Genomic DNA, 18,042 nt, shown 5'->3' on the forward strand with positions numbered 1-18,042 from the left:
GGTGTCCGTGACGGACACCGCGCCTCCCCCGCCGCGCCTCAGACGGCAGGGACGATGACGTCGCGCACCAGGGCGTCGAGCTGCGCATCGGCCTCGAGGAACTGCCGCAGGGTGACCACGCACGCTCCGAAGCGCTCGAACTCGTCGATCGTCATGCCGTCGACGTCGTAGGCCCGGTGCCACTCCTCGGGGAGCTTCTCGCGCAGCGCGTCGAGGACGTCCTGGTCGACGGGCACGTCGATGCGGTGCTCGGCGGGCACCGAGTTCGCGTTGATGTCGACCTGCCACTGGAACGGTGGCGAGACGACGAGGTCTCCCCCGACGAGCTCGCTCCACTGCAGGTGGTTGCGGAACGCGGCCGAGAGGATCCGCGACCGGTAGCCGCGCGCCACGAACTCGTGGTGGGCCTTCTTGAGCGCCGCGACACCGGCCCACTCGAGGTGGCCGGGCTCGATCAGCACGTGGTCGCGCTTCGCCACGGCCTTGAGCCAGTCGTCCAGTCGACCGCCCATGATGGTCACGACCGAGCCGAACTCGTGGTCCACGAGCCCGTCGGCCGTGCGGCGGTCGAGGCCGCGCTCGATCGCGGCGCCGACGGCGAGCGCCTGAGCCACCGTGAACGAGACCGTCGCGTTGATGCTCACGCCGCGGTACGTGGCCTCCTCCATCGCCTGGATGCCGACCTCGGTCGCCGGGATCTTCACGATGATGTTCTCCGCGAGCCCCGAGAAGTGCACGGCCTGCTCGACGAGCGCCGCGGCGTCCCGGTGGAGGCGGGGGTCGGTCTGCATCGACAGCCGACCGTCCCGACCGCCCGATGCCCGGAAGGCGGGCTCGAGCAGCTTCGCCGCCTGGACGCTCAGTTCCTCGACGGCGAGCCAGCCCAGCTCGGACTCGCCGGCGGTCGGGTGCTCGTCGGCCATCTCGCGCAGACGAGGGCCCCAGGTGTCGATGTTGTTCTTGATCACCGTGTAGGCGATCACCGGGTTGCAGGTCGCACCGACGGCGCCGAACGCGATCGAGGCAGCCAGTTCGGCGGGGTCCGCCGAGTCGTTCCAGAGGCTGGTGGGGGTGTCCTGTGCGGCGCGGAGCAGGCTCGGCCGGTCGTCGGACGACGGCGCGGAGATGCCGGTGTCGGTGGCGGTGGCGGAGCTGGTGGCGGAGCTGGTGTCGGTGGTGGCGCTCATGGCTCTCCTCTGAGGTCGTCGAGCCCCCGTCGTGGCGGCTCTCTTCTGTGCTGCGGGGCTCAGGCCGCGGCGATGCGGGAGCGGATCTGCTCGAGCTGGTACCGGCTGACCTCGTCGACCGACTCGTCCTCGGCGAAGACGCTCGACACGGCGATCGTGTCCGACCGGTCGAGGAAGCCGATCTCGGACAGGCCGCCGAAGAAGCCGTCCCAGTCGACGTCCCCGTCGCCGATCTTGAGGTGCTGGTGCACCCGGGCCGCGGTGCCGGGCGGGTTGCTGATGTAGCGCAGGCCGTGCGAGCGGTTGTGGTCGAACGTGTCGGCGATGTGCACCAGCCCCAGCGACTGCCCCGCCGCCGCCATGATCCCGGCCATGTCGCCGCCGTAGTGGAACGTGTGGCAGGCCACGTAGGCGAGACCGACGCTCCGCGAGTTCAGTCCGCGGATGACCCGCAGCGCCTCGAGGCCGTCCTCGACGAAGTCGTCGGGATGGGGGTCGATGAACACCTGGATCCCCTCGCGCTCGATGATCGGCAGGAGCTCCTCCATCGACCAGTAGAACTGTCGCTCGGACTCCTCCTGCCGCTCGGGGCGCCCGCTGAACTCCGTGTTGATGACGCCGACGCCGAGACGAGCCGTGATCTCGATCACCCGCTTCCACTGCTTGACGGCCGCGCGTCGCGACTCCTCGTCCGGGCCGGACCAGCGCAGCACCGGCAGCACGGACGCGATCTGCACCCCTGCTTCCCTGCAGGCAGCCGCGAAGGCGTCGACGAGGTCGTCGTCGGCCTTCGGGTGCCGGAAGAACGGGATGAAGTCCGCGTGCGGGGTCAGCTGGAGGTGGTCGTAGCCGAGCTCGGCGACCTTGCGGGGCAGCTCCAGCAGCGAGTGGCTGTGGTGCAGCGGCGTCGGGTCGAGGGCGATCTTCACCATGCTCTACGCCCCCGCGAGGACGGAGGAGGCGGGCGAGACCTCGTAGAAGGCCGGCTTGTCGAGCGCGTACTGCACCGGCACCTTCTCACCCGACGCCTGCGCGACGACGCCCGCGTCGGCGACGACGCTCGCGAGGTAGCCGTCCCACGCCGAGGGGCCGTCGATGGTGCCGGCGTGCGCGGCGTCGACCCAGCGCTGGACCTCGACGTCGTACGCCGCGCCGAAGCGCTCCTTGAACGACGGCGTGATGCCCTGGCCGGTGCTGCCCGCCGCGGCCACCTCGATGCCCTGCGGGCGTCCGATGGACGCCACGCCGCTCTCGAACACGGCGTCCGTCGTCACCTGGTAGCCGAACTGCACGTTCACGTTGATCTCGACGATCGCCAGCACGCCCGAGGCGGTCTCGAGGAGCACGAACTGCGGGTCGCGCAGCCCGTCGGGGGCGAGGGAGTTGCGGCGGGGCTTCTTGACCTCGATCGAGACGATCGGCTCGCCCACGACGAACGGCACGACGTCGATCTCGTGGATGACCGAGTCCGTGATGAGGGCCGACTCGGAGAAGTTGGGAGGCGTCGACGGGTTCCGGTGGGCGCAGTGCAGGGCGAGCAGCGCGCCGTGGGCCCCCGACGCGACGAGCTCGCGCAGCTCGAGGTAGCCGGCGTCGAAGCGACGCATGAAGCCCACCTGGATGTGCGGACGGTCGAGCCTCTGCTCGGCCTCGATGATGCGGAGGCTCGACTCGACCGTGTCGGAGAGGGGCTTCTCGCTGAGGATCGCGAGTCCGGCCTCCAGGGCCGGGAGGATGACGGGCTCGTGCAGGAACCCCGGGGTCGCGATGATGACCGCGTCGAGGCGCGTGGCGGCGAGTGCCTCCTCGAACGACGCGAAGGTCTCGGCGCCGGGCGCGAGCTCCGCGGCTGCCGCGACGCGGGCGACGTCGGGGTCGACGACGGCGACGACCTCCGCTCCGCTGATGCGCTGCGTGATGCGCGACACGTGGTCGGCGCCCATCATGCCCGCGCCGACGACGGCGACGCGGAGGTTTCCGGTGCTGGGGATGCTCATGGGTGTTCTCCTTCGAACGGCGTGACGGGACGACTAGTGGGTACGGACGCGACGCGAGCAGCTGAAGATGTGCTCCCGGGTCCGGGTGGCGATGCCGAGCGGCAGGTCGATCGACTCGACCGGGAACATGTCCTGTTCGACGATGGCGAAGATGTCGGGGTCGATGTCGCTGACCGCCTCGATGATCGGCGCCAGGTCGGGCACCCCCTTCGGGGGCTCGACCATCACGCCCATCGCGACGGCGTCGCCGAAGGGCACGTCGTTCTTCAGGACCGTGAAGCGGAGGTCGGAGTCGACCTGCTTGAGGTGCAGGTAGCCGATCCGGTCGGGATGGGTCTCGACGAGGCGGACGGCGTCGCCGCCGTAGTACGCGAAGTGGCCGGTGTCGAGGCAGAGGTTCGTGTAGCGGGCGTCGGTCTCGGCCAGGAACCGCTCGGTCTCCTGGTGGGTGCCCACGTGGCTGTCGGCGTGGGTGTGGAACTGCTGCTTCACCCCGAACTCCTCGAGCAGCGCCTTGCCGAGCTTGTCGTGGCCGGAGCCGAGCGCCCGCCACTGGTCGTCGGTGAGGGTGCGCGCCTCCAGGACCTCGCTGGTCGCGTCGCTGCGCCAGAGGTCGGGGATGACGACGAGGTGCTCGGCGCCGAGCGCCGAGGCGAGCCCCGCGACGGCGAGGGCCTGGTCCCAGGCGCGCTGCCACTGGTCGTCGCCCTTGTGGAAGCCGGTGAAGACCGTCCCGGCCGAGAGCATGAGGCCGCGCTGGCCGAGTTCGTCCTCGAGCTGGTGGGGGTCGGTGGGGAGGTAGCCGTACGGGCCGAGCTCGATCCACCGGTAGCCGGCCTGCTGCACCTCGTCGAGGAACCGCGGCCACGGGATCTGGCTGGGGTGCTCCGGGAACCACACCCCCCACGAGTCGGGGGCTGTGCCGATGCGCAGCCCCCGGTCGGTCGTCGCGGAGGGGGTCTCGACGGGTGTGGCGTCGGGATCGGTGACGGTGTCGGTCATGGCGGCGGTGCCTTTCGTGAGCGTGTCGTGAGGTCGAGGGGAGGGAGTCAGCCGAGGAGCGGACGCTGGGCCGACCGGTGCTCGCGGTAGTCCGCGAGGGCCGCCTCGGTGGCGTCGAGGGTGGAGACCTGGGCGACGGGGACGTCCCACCAGCCCTCGCCGTCGGGGGCGTAGACGAGGGGGTCGCTGTTGATGTGGATGAGGGTGGTCGTGGGCGACGCCTTGGCCGTGGCCAGCGCGGCGGTCAGGTCGGCGACGGCGTTCTCGGTGGGCTGCACCTCGATGACGTCGACCCCGTAGCTGCGGGCGTTCATCGCCAGGTCGACCGGGAGGACCTCGCTGCCCTGGAAGTCGAGGGAGTCGGGGTCGAGCCTGCGGTACAGGGTGCCGAAGCGGTCGGCGCCGACCGTCTCGGACAGGTGGCCGATCGAGGCGTAGCCGTGGTTCTGGATGAGCACGACGATGATCTTCACGCCCTCGGCGACCGCGGTGACGAGCTCAGTGTGGAGCATGAGGTACGAGCCGTCGCCGACCATGACGATGACGTCGCGATCAGGGGCGCCCCGCTTGACGCCGAGGCCGCCGGCGATCTCGTAGCCCATGCACGAGAACGCGTACTCGACGTGGTAGCCGAGCGGGTCGCGGACGCGCCAGAGCTTGTGCAGGTCGCCGGGGAGCGACCCCGCCGCCTGGACGACGACGTCGGTGGGGTCGCTGGCGGCCTGGACCGCGCCGATGATCTCGGGCTGGCCGGGCAGCGCGAGACCGGACGGCAGGAACGCCTCGTCGACCAGGTCGTCCCACGCGGCCTTCTCGGCGGCGACGCGCGTCGCGTGCTCGGCGGGGACCGTGTGCTCCGCGAGGGCTGCGCCGAGGGCGTCGATCGCCTCGCGGGCGTCGGCCACGACGGGCAGCTGGGAGCCGTGCTTGTAGGCGTCGAAGGAGGCGATGTTGACGTTCACGAACTGCACGCCCGCCTCCTGGAAGGCGGTGCGGGAGGCGGTGGTGAAGTCGCTGTAGCGCGTGCCGATGCCGATGACGACGTCCGCCTCGGCCGCGATGCGGTTCGCGGCGGTCGTGCCGGTGGCGCCGATGCCGCCGAGGTGCTGGGGGTGGTCCCAGGCGAGCGCGCCTCCCCCGGCCTGCGTGGTCCCGACGGGGATCCCCGTCGACCGGGCGAAGGCGTCGAGCTGCTGCTCGGCGCCGGAGTAGAGCACTCCCCCGCCGGCGACGATGACGGGGCGCTTCGCGGACCGGATGGCGGCGACGGCTCGCTCGAGCGGCCCGCGCTCGGGGACGGGGCGACGGACGTGCCACTCCCGCGGCTGCAGGAACTCCTCGGGGACGTCGAGCCACTCGGCCTGGACGTCCTCCGGGAGGGCGATCGTGACGGCCCCGGTCTCGGCAGGGTCGGTCAGCACCCTCATGGCGGCGAGGGCGATCGAGAACAGCTGCTCCGGCCGGTCGACACGGTCGAAGAAGCGCGACAGCGGCCGGAACGCGTCGGTCACCTGCAGGGAGGTGTCGTGCGGCATCTCGATCTGCTGCAGCACGGGGTCGCTGACCCGTGTCGCGAAGGTGTCGCTCGGCAGCAGCAGCGCAGGGAGGCGGTTGGTCGTCGCCAGGGCCGCTGCGGTGAGCATGTTGGCGGCGCCGGGGCCGACGGAGGCGGTGCTCGCGTAGGTGGCGCGCCTCCGGTGCATCCGGGCGTAGCCGACGGCCTCGTGGACCATGGCCTGCTCGTTGCGAGCCTGCAGGTACGGCATCAGGCCGGGGCGGTCGACGTGGTACTGCTTCAGGGCCTGACCGACGCCGGCGACGTTGCCGTGGCCGAAGATGCCGAACATGCCGGGGATCGTGCGTTCCCGCACGTCGCCGTCGACGGTCCACTGGGCGGCGAGGAACTCGACCAGTGCCTGGCCGACGGTGAGTCGCTTCGTCGTCACGGGCGGGGTCCTTTCGGTGCTGCTGAGGGGAGGTAGGGAAGGCGCGGGTCCGGGTCCTGCGACTCCCACTGGCTGCGGACCCAGCCGTGGGCGGGGTCGTCGGTGATGAGCCACGCACGCTCGGGATCGGGGCCCGCCATGACGTTGAGGTAGTACAGGTCGTACCCGGGGGCGGCGACGGCCGGGCCGTGGTAGCCGAAGGGCACGAGGGCGACGTCGCCGGTGCGGACGAGCTGGTCCACCTGGATCTGCCCGGTAGGCGAGCCGTAGGTGGCGAACATGCCGAACGGGTCGGCCTGGCCGGGGGCGTCGAGGCCACGGCTGACGGCGGACTCGAAGTAGTAGATCTCCTCGAGCCGGGACTCCGTCCCGGGTACCGACTCGTCGTGCTTGTGCGGCGGGTACGACGACCAGTTCTCGGCCGGGGTCACCACCTCGCAGACGATCAACTTCTGCGCGTGAAGGCCCGCCGGTGTCCCGAAGTTGTGCACCTGTCGGGTGGAGCGGCCCGCGCCCCTGATCTCGACGGGGATGTCGGCGGCACGCAGCACCTGCACGTCGAGCACCTGGTCGGCGGGCGCCTCGGCGACCGCGACGCGACCCGATCCGGTGAGGCGCGCCTCCGTGCCGACCCCGAGGTAGACGACGTCGGCTGGCCCCTCGAAGACGGAGGCCCGCCCGGCGAGCTCGACCGTCCCCGAGCCGCCTCGCGCGTCGCTCCACTCGACGACGACGTCGCCGGTCAGCGGCACGACCATGCGCTCCACCTGCCGTGGGGCCAGCCGCAGCTCGGCACCGTCGACGAGCTCCCCGACGCGCAGGCCGGTGTGCTGCCAGCCGTCGAGCTCGCCGTCGACCACGGTCTGCCAGTCGTCGTGGGCCAGGTCGCCGCGGGGGAAGAACCAGCGCGTCTCGTCGTCCATGTCGTCCACCCGTCAGTTCTGGGGGAACCCGAGGTCGACGCCGCCGTGGCTCGGGTCGAGCCAGCGCGACGTGATCGCCTTCTCGCGGGTGAAGAACTCGAAGCCCTGCATCCCGTAGGCCTTGTCGGAGCCGAAGATGCTGTCCTTGAAGCCGCCGAACGAGTAGTAGGCGACGGGCACGGGGATGGGCACGTTGATGCCGATCATCCCGACCTCGATCTCGGCCTGGAAGCGCCGCGCCGCGCCTCCGTCGTTGGTGAAGATCGCGGTGCCGTTGCCGTACGCGCCCGCGTTGATGAGCGCGACGCCCTCCTCGTAGGAGGCGACCCTCACGACGGAGAGGACGGGCCCGAAGATCTCCTCCGTGTAGACGCGGCTGGTCAGGGGCACCTGGTCGATCAGGGTGGGGCCGAGCCAGAAGCCGTCGGCCTCGCCGTCGACCTCGACGCCGCGGCCGTCGACGACGACGACGGCGCCGTCCTCGAGGGCGACGTCGATGTAGCTCGCGACCTTGTCGCGGTGCTGCTCGGTGACCAGGGGGCCCATGTCGCAGCTCCGTCGGCCGTCGCCGACCGTGAGGCCGGTCATGCGGTCGGTGATCTTCTCGATCAGCTCGTCGGCGACGGGCTCCACCGCGACGACGACGCTGATCGCCATGCAGCGTTCGCCCGCCGACCCGAAGCCGGCGTTGATGGCGCTGTCGGCGACGAGGTCGAGGTCCGCGTCGGGCAGCACCAGCATGTGGTTCTTCGCGCCGCCGAGCGCCTGGACGCGCTTGCCGTACTTCGCGGCGGTCTCGTAGATGTACTGAGCGATCGGGGTGGACCCGACGAACGAGATGCTCTTGACCTCGGGGTGGGTGAGCAGGCCGTCGACGGCCTCCTTGTCGCCGTGGAGGACGTTGAACACGCCCTCGGGCAGGCCGGCCTCGGCGAAGAGCCGGGCGAGGAACATCGCGCTGGACGGGTCCTTCTCGCTGGGCTTGAGGACGACGGTGTTCCCGACGGCGATCGCGATGGGGAAGAACCACATCGGCACCATCGCGGGGAAGTTGAACGGGCTGATGATACCGACGACGCCGAGGGGCGCCTTCGTCGAGTAGACGTCGACCCCGGTCGAGACCTGCTGCGAGAACTCGCCCTTGATCAGGTGCGGGAACCCCGTCGCCAGCTCGACGACCTCGAGTCCGCGCGTGATCTCGCCAAGGGCGTCGCTGAGCACCTTGCCGTGCTCGGACGTGAGGATCTCGGCGAGCTCGCCCTTGCGCTCGTTGAGCAGCTCGCGGAAGCGGAACAGGATCTGCTGCCGCTTCGTGATCGACAGATCGCGCCAGGCGGGGAAGGCCCGGGCGGCGGAGGCGACGGCCGCGTCGATCTCGGACTGGTCGGCGAGCGAGACGTCCTTCGTGACGACGCCGAGGGCGGGGTCGTACACGGGGGCGGTGCGGCCGCTCGTGCCGGGCACCTCGGCGTTGTCGATCCAGTGCGCGACGAGGGGGCGGCCGTCGGCGGCGACGGTGCCGGCGGCGGACGTGGTGCTGGTGGTGGTGGTCATGGTGGTTCCGTTCCGGATCTCGAGAGGAGGCGCGGTCAGCGTCGGGCGTGCTCGGCCGTGTGCACGAGGCCGGCGGCCACGTCGACGGCCGCGGCGACGTCGCCGTCGCCGGGGTAGAGCAGGGTGCGCCCGACGACGAGGCCGCGGACCCCGGGGAGGGCGAGGGCGTCGCCCCAGCGGGCGTAGGTCTCGTCGGGGTGGCCGGTGGGGTCGCCCCCGAGCAGGAGGGTCGGCAGCGTCGTCGACGCCATCACCCGCTCCATCTCGTCGACCACGGGCAGCTTCAGCCAGCTGTAGGCCGACGACTCCCCCAGGCCGGAGGCGACGGCGACGGACTTGATGACGGCGTCGGCGGTGAGGTCGTTGACGACCCGTCCGTCGCGCCGGTCGCTCATGAAGGGCTCGAGCATGATCGGGAGGCGCAGCGCCGCGGACTCCGTGACGGCGCGGGCGGTCGCCTCGAGCGTCGCCGCGGTGCCCGGGTCGCCGAGGCCGATCCGCACGAGCAGCTTCGCGAAGTCGAGGCCCGAGGCCGCGATCGACGCCGCCGAGTAGGCGGTGAAGCGGTCGTCGAGCTCGAACGAGGCGCCCTGCAGGCCGCCCCGGTTCATGCTGCCGACGACGACCTTGCCGTCCAGGGCACCGAGCAGGGCGAGGTCCTCGACGATGTCCGGGGTGCCGAGGACCCCGTCGACGCCCGGTCGGCCGAGGGCCACGACGAGGCGGCGGAGGAGGTCGTACCGGTCGGCCATCGCGGTCGCGTCGGCCCGGACGCCCAGGGCGCCCCGTGCCGGGTGGTCGGCCGCGACGATGAACAGCTTGCCGTCACGCTCGAGCGGCGGGCGGCGCGTGCGCGAGGCGAGGACCTCGCCGAGACGCTCCGGCTCGGTCGCCCGGATCTCCCGGAGACGGTCGAACTGCTCTGCGGTGACCGCCTCGTCGACGCTGGTGGTCTGCTCAGGCACGGTGCGCCTCCTCGAGGACGGCCTCGACCTCCGCGGTCGTCGGCATGGCGGTGGAGCACTCGAAGCGGGTGGCGACGATGCCGCCGGCCGCGTTCGCGAAGCGGAGGGTTCGGTCGAGCGACCAGCCCTCGAGCAGGCCGTGGCAGAGAGCGCCGCCGAAGCCGTCGCCGGAGCCGAGGCCGTTGATGACCTCGACGAGGTGCGCGGGCACCTCCACCCGCTCGTCGCGGGTCTTGGCCAGCACGCCCTTCGGCCCCTGCTTCACGACGGCGAGCTCGACGCCCCGCTCGAGCAGCGCGTCGGCGGCCCGATCGGGATCGGTCTCGCCGACGGCGACCTCGCACTCCTCGCGGTTGCCGACGGCGACCGTGACGTGCTCGAGGGCGCGCTCGACCTCGCGGTGGGCGACCTCGGGGCTGCTCCAGAACATCGGTCGGTAGTCGAGGTCGAGGATCGTCAGCGGCCGACGGGCCCGGGTCTGCCAGGCGACGTGGTGCGCCTGGCGGCTCGGCTCCTCGCTGAGGCCGGTGACGGTCGCCCAGAAGACCCCTGACTGCTCGATGGCGGCGAGGTCCAGCGTGCCCGCGCTGATCATCAGGTCAGGGGCCTTCGGCTGGCGGTAGAAGTAGAGCGGGAAGTCGTCGGGCGGGAAGATCTCGCAGAACGTCACGGGCGTGGCCAGGCCCTCGACCGTGGAGATCAGTCGGGTCGAGACGCCGAGCCTCTCCAGCTCCTGGACCGCGTAGCGGCCGAACGGGTCGTTGCCCGTCCGCGTCAGGACTGCTGCTCGGCGGCCGTACCGTGCGGCCGCGACGGCCACGTTGGTGGCGCTGCCCCCGACGGACTTGCTGAACGTCTCGACCTGCTCGAGGGGAACGCCGGACTGCTGCGGGTAGATGTCGACGCCGATGCGGCCCATGGTGAGGACGTCGAGCGGGCTCGTGCTGTTCTCGGTGGTCACTTGGCGTCCTTCACGACGTAGATGGCTCCGGTGCTGAAGTCCTCCTCGAGCTGCTCGAGCGAGCGTCCGTTCGTCTCGGGCACCCGGGTGGCGGCGAAGACGAGGGAGGCGGCGTTCAGCACCGCGAAGATGAAGAAGGTCGTCGAGATGCCGATGCCCGCCACGAGGATGGGGAACAGCAGGCTGACGGCGAAGTTGGTCAGCCAGAGGATGAGCACGGTCAGGCCCATCCCGACGCCGCGCAGCTTCAGCGGGAAGATCTCGGAGAGCATCAGCCAGACCAGCGGCCCGATGGTGCCCTGCATGGTGCCGACGAAGCAGATGACGAAGATCAGCACGACGATCGCGCGGCCGAGGCCCTGGGGGATGAGGAGCGACGACAGGCCGATCAGCAGGTGGAAGACGGTCACGCCGGCGAAGCCGAACATGAGCATGTTGCGTCGGCCGACCTTGTTGATCACGCGCAGGGCGACGAGCATCGCGACGACCGCGATGACGCCGGCCCCGACGTTGGCGATGAGGGCACCGCTCTGGGAGAAGCCGGACTGCTGGAGCACCTGGGTGCCGTAGTACATGATCGAGTTGATGCCGGTGAGCTGCTGGGCGACGGCCAGCCCGATCCCGATGAACAGGATCTTGCGGAGCCAGGGCTCCGCCACGAGGTCGGCGAGACGGGCGCTCTTGGCCTCCTTCTCCTCCGCGGCGAGGAGGCGGACCTCGGCCATCTCGGCGACGGCCCGGTCGTCGGCGCGGATCTGCTTGAGCACGGCGAGCGCGTCGTCGTCACGGCCCTTGGCGATGAGCCAGCGCGGGCTCTCGGGGACCCGGAACATGCCGATGAAGAGGGCGATGGCGGGCAGGACGGCGACGGAGAGCATGTACCGCCACACGTTGTCGTGCTCGCCCCAGACGCTGCCGATGACGGCGTTGATGGTGAAGGCGGCCAGCTGGCCCGAGACGATCATGAGTTCGTTGCGGCTGACGAGCCCGCCGCGCTGCTCGGTCGGCGCGAGCTCGGCGAGGAAGACCGGGACGGTGACCGATGCCCCACCGACCGCGATGCCGAGGAAGAACCGTGCTCCCGTCAGGAACTCCCAGGTCGGGGCGAGCACGCAGGCCAGGGCGGCGAAGAAGAAGAGGATCGCGAGGGTGTTGATCGTGGGCTTGCGCCCGAACGCGTCGGAGACGCGGCCGATGAAGAACGCGCCGACCGCGGCGCCGACGAGGATGGCCGAGACCATGATCCCCTCGCTGGCGGGGGTCAGCCCGAGGCTCTCCTCCATCGAGTCGAGGGCACCGTTGATGACGCCGGTGTCGTAGCCGAAGAGGAGACCGCCGAAGGTGGCGATGACCGCTACCGTCCCCAGTCTCTTCGTGTGCGGCCCTGAGACCAGGGCGGGGAGCGCCGTCCGAGGGCTGCTCCCTGACGTGTTGGTGACCACGAGTCCTCCGTTGGTAGTGGTTGCTCTCCCCAGCTTCGTCGCTGCGGGGCCGCCCTGGACCTCGACGACGTGACGAGACTACGCATGTCTGTATGTCCTGTCAATGTTCACGGAGGCGAGACGAGCGTCTCGGGCGGACACGTCCTGGAGAACCCGGGTCATGGCCAGTCTGGCGAGCAGCACCGACACTGGACAGCCGTCGGGGAGGCGGTCTGAGCGGGGCGCGCGGAGCTCGGTCGTCAGCCCTCGTGTCCCCTCGCCGCCACGAGGCTCGCGTGCTCACGGCCACGGTCGGCCGGACGAGCACCGGGACGAGGAGCGGCCCTGCCGAGCAGGGCACGTCCCTCTCGAGTCACGTGCCCCTGGAGGGCGACGCCCGGAGCGTTCTCCGCGAGACATCGTGGCCTCAGCGCGGGCGGGCCCCTCAGCGACCTCGTGACGAGGGCGGGAGTCGCGGTGGTGCCCCTGGAGGGACTCGAACCCCCAACCCTTTCCTTAGGACGGAACTGCTCTTCCATTGAGCTACAGAGGCTGACCCGGCGAGTCTACCGAACCCGCGCCCGCGCCTACGCGGCCGCGAGGAACGCGTCCCACTCCTCCTGCGGCCGCTCGACCCCGCGCACGACCCAGCCGACCCCGTGCGGCGCCTTCGGCTGCCAGCGCAGCGACCAGCCCATCTCGGCCGGCGTCCGGTCGCTCTTGACGTTGTTGCAGCGCAGGCAGCAGGCGACGAGGTTCTCCCAGCTGTCGGCGCCGCCGCGCGACCGCGGCTGCACGTGGTCGATGGTCGACGCCGTCGCGCCGCAGTAGGCGCAGCGGTGGGCGTCGCGCCGCAGCACTCCGCGCCGCGACACCGGCACCGACCGCGAGTGCGGGATCTTCACGTAGCGCGTCAGCACGATCACCGACGGGCGGTCGTAGGCGAAGCCGGTGCTGACCACGGGGTGCTCGGCGTCGGCGGCCAGCACCGTCGCCTTCTGGGTCATGACGAGCACGAGGGCTCGTCGGAACGAGACGACCGCGAGGGGCTCGTAACCGGCGTTGAGGACGAGAGTGCGCATGCTTTCCCTTTCGAAGCACCCTGGACGGCTTCCAGGGATTCGACTGCCCTCGGTGAGAGCTGGGCCAGCAGTCCGGAGACGAGAAGAGCACCGTCACGCGTGACGGTGCTCTGGTCATCGGGCGGGGTGTCGTATGTGCTCGCTCGACGACGCACCCATGGTGCGGGCGGCGGTTGAACGGCTCATGTGACGCTCCTGGTCTCAGCAGTGCTCCGAGAGCGCCAGGTTAACCCGCGAGAGCCGCCCTGCCTAGAGGCGGGGCGGCTCTTCACAGTCCGTTCACGAGCGCGGGAGGCGCGGTGCGGGAGGCGCGGGTCGGCTCAGACCCCGAAGCGCACGTAGTGCACGGCGCTCGTCCACAGCGGGCGGACGCTGACCGAGCCGCCGGGCTTCGGCGCGTCGAGGATCATCCCGTTGCCGGCGTAGAAGCCGTCGTGCGACCCGTCGTTGAAGATGACGACGTCGCCGGGCTGGGCCTCGGAGGCCGAGATCGGCGTGCCGAGCGCGCCCTGCGCGGTCACCGAGTGCGGCATCGAGATGCCGTACTGCGCGTAGACGAACATGACGAAGCCCGAGCAGTCGAAGCCGGCCGGGGTCGCGCCGCCGAAGACGTAGGGCGTGCCGACGTACTGCAGCGCCGTCTGGTAGACGTTCGCGAGGCTGAACGCGCCGGGGGTCGCGGTCGTGCCCGTGGCGGTCGAGGTCGCCGCGGCGGCCGTGCCCGAGCCGGAGAGGTACTCCGACGCGGTGGGGCCGGTGTAGCTGTCGTACGACGCGGCGAGCTGGGCCCGCTCGGCCTCGCGCTGCGAGGCGAGGGCCACCGCGGCGGCCGCGGCGTCGAGCGACTCCTGCGAGGTGGCGGTGTAGCCGTCGCGCGACGCGTCGGCGGCGGCGACCGTGGCGTCGACCGCGACGGTCTGGCCGTCGGCCTGGCGCGACGCCGACTCGGCGGCGGCCTCGCTCGAGCCGGTCGAGGCCGGCGCCGTCTGGGCGAAGGCCGGCAGGGCCATCGTGCCGAACAGGCCGGCCGTGAGCGTCATGACGGCGGCCGTGGCGACGGTCCGCTCGCCTCGCGACCGGCGGGTCGGTCGGGCGGCGGCGGCCTCGGCGGCCGCTGCCGCGAGGGCGGCGGCACGGACGGAGGAGCGCGTCGGGAGGTCGGCTCGGGTCGGGAGAGCGCTGCGGGGCGTGAGGTCGGTGCGGGTCTGGAGGTCGGTGCGGGGAGTGCGGAGGGCGTCGGGTGCGCCTCCGGGCTGGGTGGGCTCGGTGAGGGTCAAGAGGGCGGGTCTCCTGCGTCTCGACAACCCTAGGGAAGTTGCCCCATCCGTTCGTCAGTTCACGACAAGCGACAGGAGACGGGTGCACGAGACGTCCTGCCACGGGCCTCCACGCCGGCTTCCTGGCGCGGGGACTCAGCGACCATACCCGAGGGAGGCGGTGAAATCATCCTCGAGGAGGACTTTTGTAACGAATCGGTAAAGGCCCGATGTGCCCGCCGTACGCCTCCTGGGAGCCGGCCGGGCGCCTCCCCCGGCTAGGCCGTGACGTAGATGTGCTGCGCGACCTCGGTCGGCAGCTCGAGGCCCTCGTCGTGGCCCTCGACGCGGACGAGCACGTAGGTGCCCGACTTGGTCACGGTCGCGACGCCGCCCGGGGTGACGCCCGCGTCGTGCAGCTGCTGCAGCAGCTCTGGCTCGAACTGCACCGGCTCGGCGAGGCGACGCACGGGTCGTGTGACGCCCTCGGGGTTCTCGGCGAGCACCGAGACGAGGTTGACGACGCCGTCGAGGAACCGCCCGGCCGGCGAGTCGCCGAGCTCGTCGAGCCCGGGGATGGGGTTGCCGTAGGGCGACTCGGTGGGGTGGTCGAGCATCTCGAGCAGACGGCGCTCGACCTGCTCGCTCATGACGTGCTCCCACCGGCAGGCCTCGTCGTGCACGTAGGCCCAGTCGAGCCCGATCACGTCGGCGAGCAGGCGCTCGGCCAGGCGGTGCTTGCGCATCACGTGGGTGGCCTTGCTGCGCCCCTCGGTCGTGAGCTCGAGGTGGCGGTCGCCGGAGACGACGACGAGCCCGTCGCGCTCCATGCGGGCGATGGTCTGCGAGACCGTCGGGCCGGAGTGGCCGAGTCGCTCGGAGATGCGCGCCCGGAGCGGCACGATGCCCTCTTCTTCGAGGTCGAGGATCGTGCGGAGGTACATCTCTGTGGTGTCGACGAGATCGGTCAACGGGGCCTCCCCAGGTGATGCGCGGACAACGTCGCAAGCTTACCCGGCCCGACGGGGAGCCTCGCGCGCCCCACTACGATCGACCCATGGCGGACATCTCCATTCCCACAGACCTGCTCCCCACCGACGGCCGCTTCGGCTGCGGCCCCTCGAAGATCCGCGGCGCTCAGCTCGAGCACCTCGTGACGGCCGGGGCCTCCCTGCTCGGCACGTCGCACCGCCAGGCCCCGGTCAAGCAGCTCGTGGGCCGCGTGCGCGCGGGCCTCGCCGAGCTCTTCGACCTGCCCGACGGCTACGAGGTCGTGCTCGGCAACGGCGGCTCGACCGCCTTCTGGGACGCCGCGGCGTTCGGCCTCGTCGAGCGCCGGGCCGAGAACCTCACGTTCGGCGAGTTCGGCTCGAAGTTCGCCGCCGCGACGGCGACGCCGTGGCTCGAGGCCCCGCACGTCGTCCGCGCCGAGCCCGGCTCGCGCGCCGAGGTCGAGGTGCTCGAGGGGGTGGACGTCTACGCCTGGCCGCACAACGAGACGTCGACCGGCGTCATGGCGCCCGTCACCCGGGTCGCCGGCGACGCGGGGGCCCTCACCGTCGTCGACGCCACCAGCGCGGCCGGCGGCGTCGACTTCGACGCCTCGCAGGCCGACGTCTACTACTTCGCGCCGCAGAAGAACTTCGCCTCCGACGGCGGCCTCTGGCTGGCGCTCTTCTCGCCGGCGGCGATCGAGCGCGTCGAGCGCATCGCCGCGAGCGGCCGCTACGTGCCCGAGTTCCTCAGCCTGAAGAACGCGATCGACAACTCGCGCCTCGACCAGACCCTGAACACCCCCGCCCTCACGACCCTGCTGCTCCTGGAGGACCAGACCCGCTGGATCCTCGACAACGGCGGCCTCGCCTGGGCCGACGCCCGCACCCGCGAGTCGTCGTCGGCGCTGTACGACTGGGCCACCGCCTCCGAGTACGCCACGCCCTTCGTCGTCGACCCGTCGCACCGTTCGCAGGTCGTCGCGACGATCGACTTCGCCGAGTCGATCGACGCCGCCGCCGTGGCCGCGGCGCTGCGCGCCAACGGCATCGTCGACACCGAGCCGTACCGCAAGCTCGGCCGCAACCAGCTCCGCGTCGCGACGTTCACGGCCATCGAGCCCGACGACGTGCGCCAGCTGATCCGCTCGATCGAGCACGTGGTCGGCGCCCTCTAGGCCCCACCTCGCCGAGACCGCGGGACGCCCCCGTCACCGAGAGGTGGCGGGGGCGTCGTCGTGGGCCCAGGGACCGAGGAGTCGCGGGTCGGGTCGACCGGGTCAGCGGCGGCGACGTCGACGGCGCGGCGAGCTCTCCTCGCGGGGCGCCGCGTCGGAGTCGGAGTCGTCGTCCGAGTCGTCGGAGTCGGAGTCGTCGTCGTCGTCGGAGTCGTCGTCCGAGCGGTCGTGCGAGTCGAGCCCGTCGATGTCGACGCCGTCGACGTCGCCGCCGTGCACGACCGCCTGGGGCTCGTCGTCGTCGGAGTCGCCGTCGTCCGAGTCGTCGTCGTCCGAGTCGTCGTCGTCGTCATCGTCGTCGTCGTCGTCGTCGTCGTCGTCCGAGTCTTCGTCAGACTCGTCGTCGTCGTCCGACTCGTCGTCCTCGTCCTCGTCGTCCTCGTCCTCGTCGGACTCGTGGTCCGCCCCCTGGGAGGCGAGGCGGTCGGCCCACGGCACCCACTCGGGCGCGACGAGGGCGTCGTCGCCGGGCAGCAGCTCGACCTCGAGCACGGTGGGCTCCTGGCCCTCGACCTGCGCGACGCTGACCGTCCAGGCCCAGCCCGGGTAGCCGGGCAGCAGGGTGGCGAAGCGCACGCTGACGACGCCGTCGACCTCGTCGACCGGCTCGAGCTCGGCACCGATGGTGTCGGGCGGGGTGATCTCGGTGAGCGCCCGGCGAGCGAGCTCGGCGTGGGCCGACCCGGTCGGCTGCGGGGCGGCGTCAGACATCGAACGAGTCCGCGACGGTGCGGAGCAGCACGGCGATGCGGGCGCCGTTCTGCGGGTAGCGGCCGTGCCGCAGGTCGCCGCCGGCCTTGTCGAGCACCTTCACGAGGTCCTCGACGATGACGGCCATGTCGTCGGCGGAGCGACGGTTCATCTTGGCGAGGCTCGGGGCGGCCTCGAGCACCCGGACGGAGAGGGCCTGGGCACCGCGCTTGCCGTCGGCGATGCCGAACTCGAGCCGGGTGCCGGCCTTGACGCCCACGGTGCCGGCGGGCAGGGCCGACGCGTGCAGGAACACCTCGGCGCCGTCATCGCTGGTGATGAAGCCGAAGCCCTTCTCGTCGTCGTAGAACTTGACCTTGCCGGTGGGCATGACGTGACTCCTCGTCGGGGGTTGGTGTCGGTGCTCGGTGGGGGTGCGCGGCCTCGGCCGCGGCTCCCGGGGGCTCCACCGCCCGGGTCTGCCGGACGGAGACCTCAGCTTAGGGCGCGCTCTCCGAGCACGCCCCACTATCCTGTGCACGTGGCAGAGATCAAAGACCCGACCGTGTCCGGCGGCGTCCATCGTACTGAACGCGTCCTGGTCTCCATGATCGCCGCCGTCGTGGGGCTCTCCGTGCTGGCCTTCCTGGCCCGCATCGTCGGCACCCTCGTCGGCGTCTCCGACTACACGGCGGGCGTCTGGCCCGCGGTGACCGTCCTGCCGCTGGTCGGCTTCCCCATCGCGATCCTGCTCATCATCGCCTTCGTCGTGGCCACCGTCGTCCGACGCGGTCGAGAGACCCGAGGCACCACACGCTAGCCGCAGCC

17 protein-coding genes and 1 tRNA gene are annotated in these 18,042 nt (G+C 71.4%); 2 read left to right on the forward strand and 16 right to left on the reverse strand.

All coding sequences use genetic code 11. From position 1 onward, the window contains the following. Positions 1-38: 38 nt before the first annotated feature. From ASF82_RS10940 to ASF82_RS11005, 14 genes are all read right to left on the reverse strand, one after another. Positions 39-1,187, reverse strand: a complete 1,149-nt coding sequence (locus tag ASF82_RS10940) for a transaldolase family protein (protein ID WP_082514580.1) — start codon at positions 1,185-1,187, stop codon at positions 39-41. 59 nt (positions 1,188-1,246) lie between these two features. Continuing rightward, the gene (locus ASF82_RS10945) at positions 1,247-2,116 is read right to left on the reverse strand and encodes a sugar phosphate isomerase/epimerase family protein (RefSeq protein ID WP_056059002.1); all 870 of its coding nucleotides are present in this window, start codon (positions 2,114-2,116) and stop codon (positions 1,247-1,249) included. A gap of 6 nt (positions 2,117-2,122) precedes the next feature. Next, positions 2,123-3,184, reverse strand: coding sequence for a Gfo/Idh/MocA family protein (locus ASF82_RS10950; protein WP_056056945.1), 1,062 nt, complete (start codon positions 3,182-3,184; stop codon positions 2,123-2,125). 33 nt (positions 3,185-3,217) lie between these two features. Next, complete coding sequence (locus ASF82_RS10955) at positions 3,218-4,186, reverse strand: sugar phosphate isomerase/epimerase (RefSeq protein ID WP_056056947.1); 969 nt, start codon at positions 4,184-4,186, stop codon at positions 3,218-3,220. Positions 4,187-4,233: 47 nt separating this feature from the next. Beyond that, positions 4,234-6,132, reverse strand: coding sequence for a 3D-(3,5/4)-trihydroxycyclohexane-1,2-dione acylhydrolase (decyclizing) (gene iolD, locus ASF82_RS10960; RefSeq protein ID WP_056056949.1), 1,899 nt, complete (start codon positions 6,130-6,132; stop codon positions 4,234-4,236). Beyond that, positions 6,129-7,055, reverse strand: a complete 927-nt coding sequence (gene iolB / locus ASF82_RS10965) for a 5-deoxy-glucuronate isomerase (RefSeq protein ID WP_056059005.1) — start codon at positions 7,053-7,055, stop codon at positions 6,129-6,131. The genes iolD and iolB overlap by 4 nt, the downstream gene beginning before the upstream one ends. A 12-nt stretch (positions 7,056-7,067) precedes the next feature. Further along, on the reverse strand, positions 7,068-8,609 hold the full coding sequence (locus ASF82_RS10970; RefSeq protein WP_056056951.1) for a CoA-acylating methylmalonate-semialdehyde dehydrogenase: 1,542 nt from the start codon (positions 8,607-8,609) through the stop codon (positions 7,068-7,070). Between the two features lie 35 nt (positions 8,610-8,644). Further along, positions 8,645-9,574, reverse strand: coding sequence for a hypothetical protein (locus tag ASF82_RS10975; RefSeq protein WP_056056953.1), 930 nt, complete (start codon positions 9,572-9,574; stop codon positions 8,645-8,647). Continuing rightward, a complete protein-coding gene (gene iolC, locus ASF82_RS10980; RefSeq protein ID WP_255354165.1) occupies positions 9,567-10,535 on the reverse strand; it encodes a 5-dehydro-2-deoxygluconokinase in 969 nt (322 codons plus the stop codon). The genes ASF82_RS10975 and iolC overlap by 8 nt, the downstream gene beginning before the upstream one ends. Beyond that, complete coding sequence (locus ASF82_RS10985; RefSeq protein WP_082514581.1) at positions 10,532-11,977, reverse strand: sugar porter family MFS transporter; 1,446 nt, start codon at positions 11,975-11,977, stop codon at positions 10,532-10,534. Before ASF82_RS10985 ends, iolC begins: the two co-directional genes overlap by 4 nt. A 457-nt stretch (positions 11,978-12,434) precedes the next feature. Then, a tRNA-Arg gene (locus tag ASF82_RS10990) sits at positions 12,435-12,509 on the reverse strand. 34 nt (positions 12,510-12,543) lie between these two features. Then, positions 12,544-13,038 (reverse strand): HNH endonuclease, encoded by a 495-nt coding sequence (locus ASF82_RS10995; protein ID WP_056056958.1) that lies wholly within the window; start codon positions 13,036-13,038, stop codon positions 12,544-12,546. Positions 13,039-13,358: 320 nt separating this feature from the next. After that, positions 13,359-14,315, reverse strand: coding sequence for a C40 family peptidase (locus ASF82_RS11000; RefSeq protein WP_056056960.1), 957 nt, complete (start codon positions 14,313-14,315; stop codon positions 13,359-13,361). A gap of 257 nt (positions 14,316-14,572) precedes the next feature. Then, the gene (locus ASF82_RS11005; RefSeq protein ID WP_056056961.1) at positions 14,573-15,265 is read right to left on the reverse strand and encodes a metal-dependent transcriptional regulator; all 693 of its coding nucleotides are present in this window, start codon (positions 15,263-15,265) and stop codon (positions 14,573-14,575) included. Positions 15,266-15,351: 86 nt separating this feature from the next. Here ASF82_RS11005 and serC point away from each other — a divergent pair, with 86 nt between their 5' ends. Further along, the gene (gene serC / locus ASF82_RS11010) at positions 15,352-16,464 is read left to right on the forward strand and encodes a phosphoserine transaminase (RefSeq protein ID WP_056056963.1); all 1,113 of its coding nucleotides are present in this window, start codon (positions 15,352-15,354) and stop codon (positions 16,462-16,464) included. Positions 16,465-16,566: 102 nt separating this feature from the next. On the opposite strand, the gene ASF82_RS11015 is transcribed toward serC, so the two are convergent. Then, a complete protein-coding gene (locus tag ASF82_RS11015) occupies positions 16,567-17,235 on the reverse strand; it encodes a DUF3027 domain-containing protein (protein ID WP_056056965.1) in 669 nt (222 codons plus the stop codon). Beyond that, complete coding sequence (locus ASF82_RS11020; protein ID WP_056056967.1) at positions 17,228-17,605, reverse strand: cold-shock protein; 378 nt, start codon at positions 17,603-17,605, stop codon at positions 17,228-17,230. Before ASF82_RS11020 ends, ASF82_RS11015 begins: the two co-directional genes overlap by 8 nt. 150 nt (positions 17,606-17,755) lie before the next feature. Between ASF82_RS11020 and ASF82_RS11025 the strand changes: the two genes are divergently transcribed. After that, positions 17,756-18,034, forward strand: coding sequence for a hypothetical protein (locus ASF82_RS11025; RefSeq protein WP_156370090.1), 279 nt, complete (start codon positions 17,756-17,758; stop codon positions 18,032-18,034). Positions 18,035-18,042: the final 8 nt, after the last annotated feature.

Origin of the sequence: Frigoribacterium sp. Leaf164 (genome assembly GCF_001423665.1) — a bacterium.
In the GTDB taxonomy this organism is placed as follows: Bacteria; Actinomycetota; Actinomycetes; order Actinomycetales; family Microbacteriaceae; genus Frigoribacterium; species Frigoribacterium endophyticum.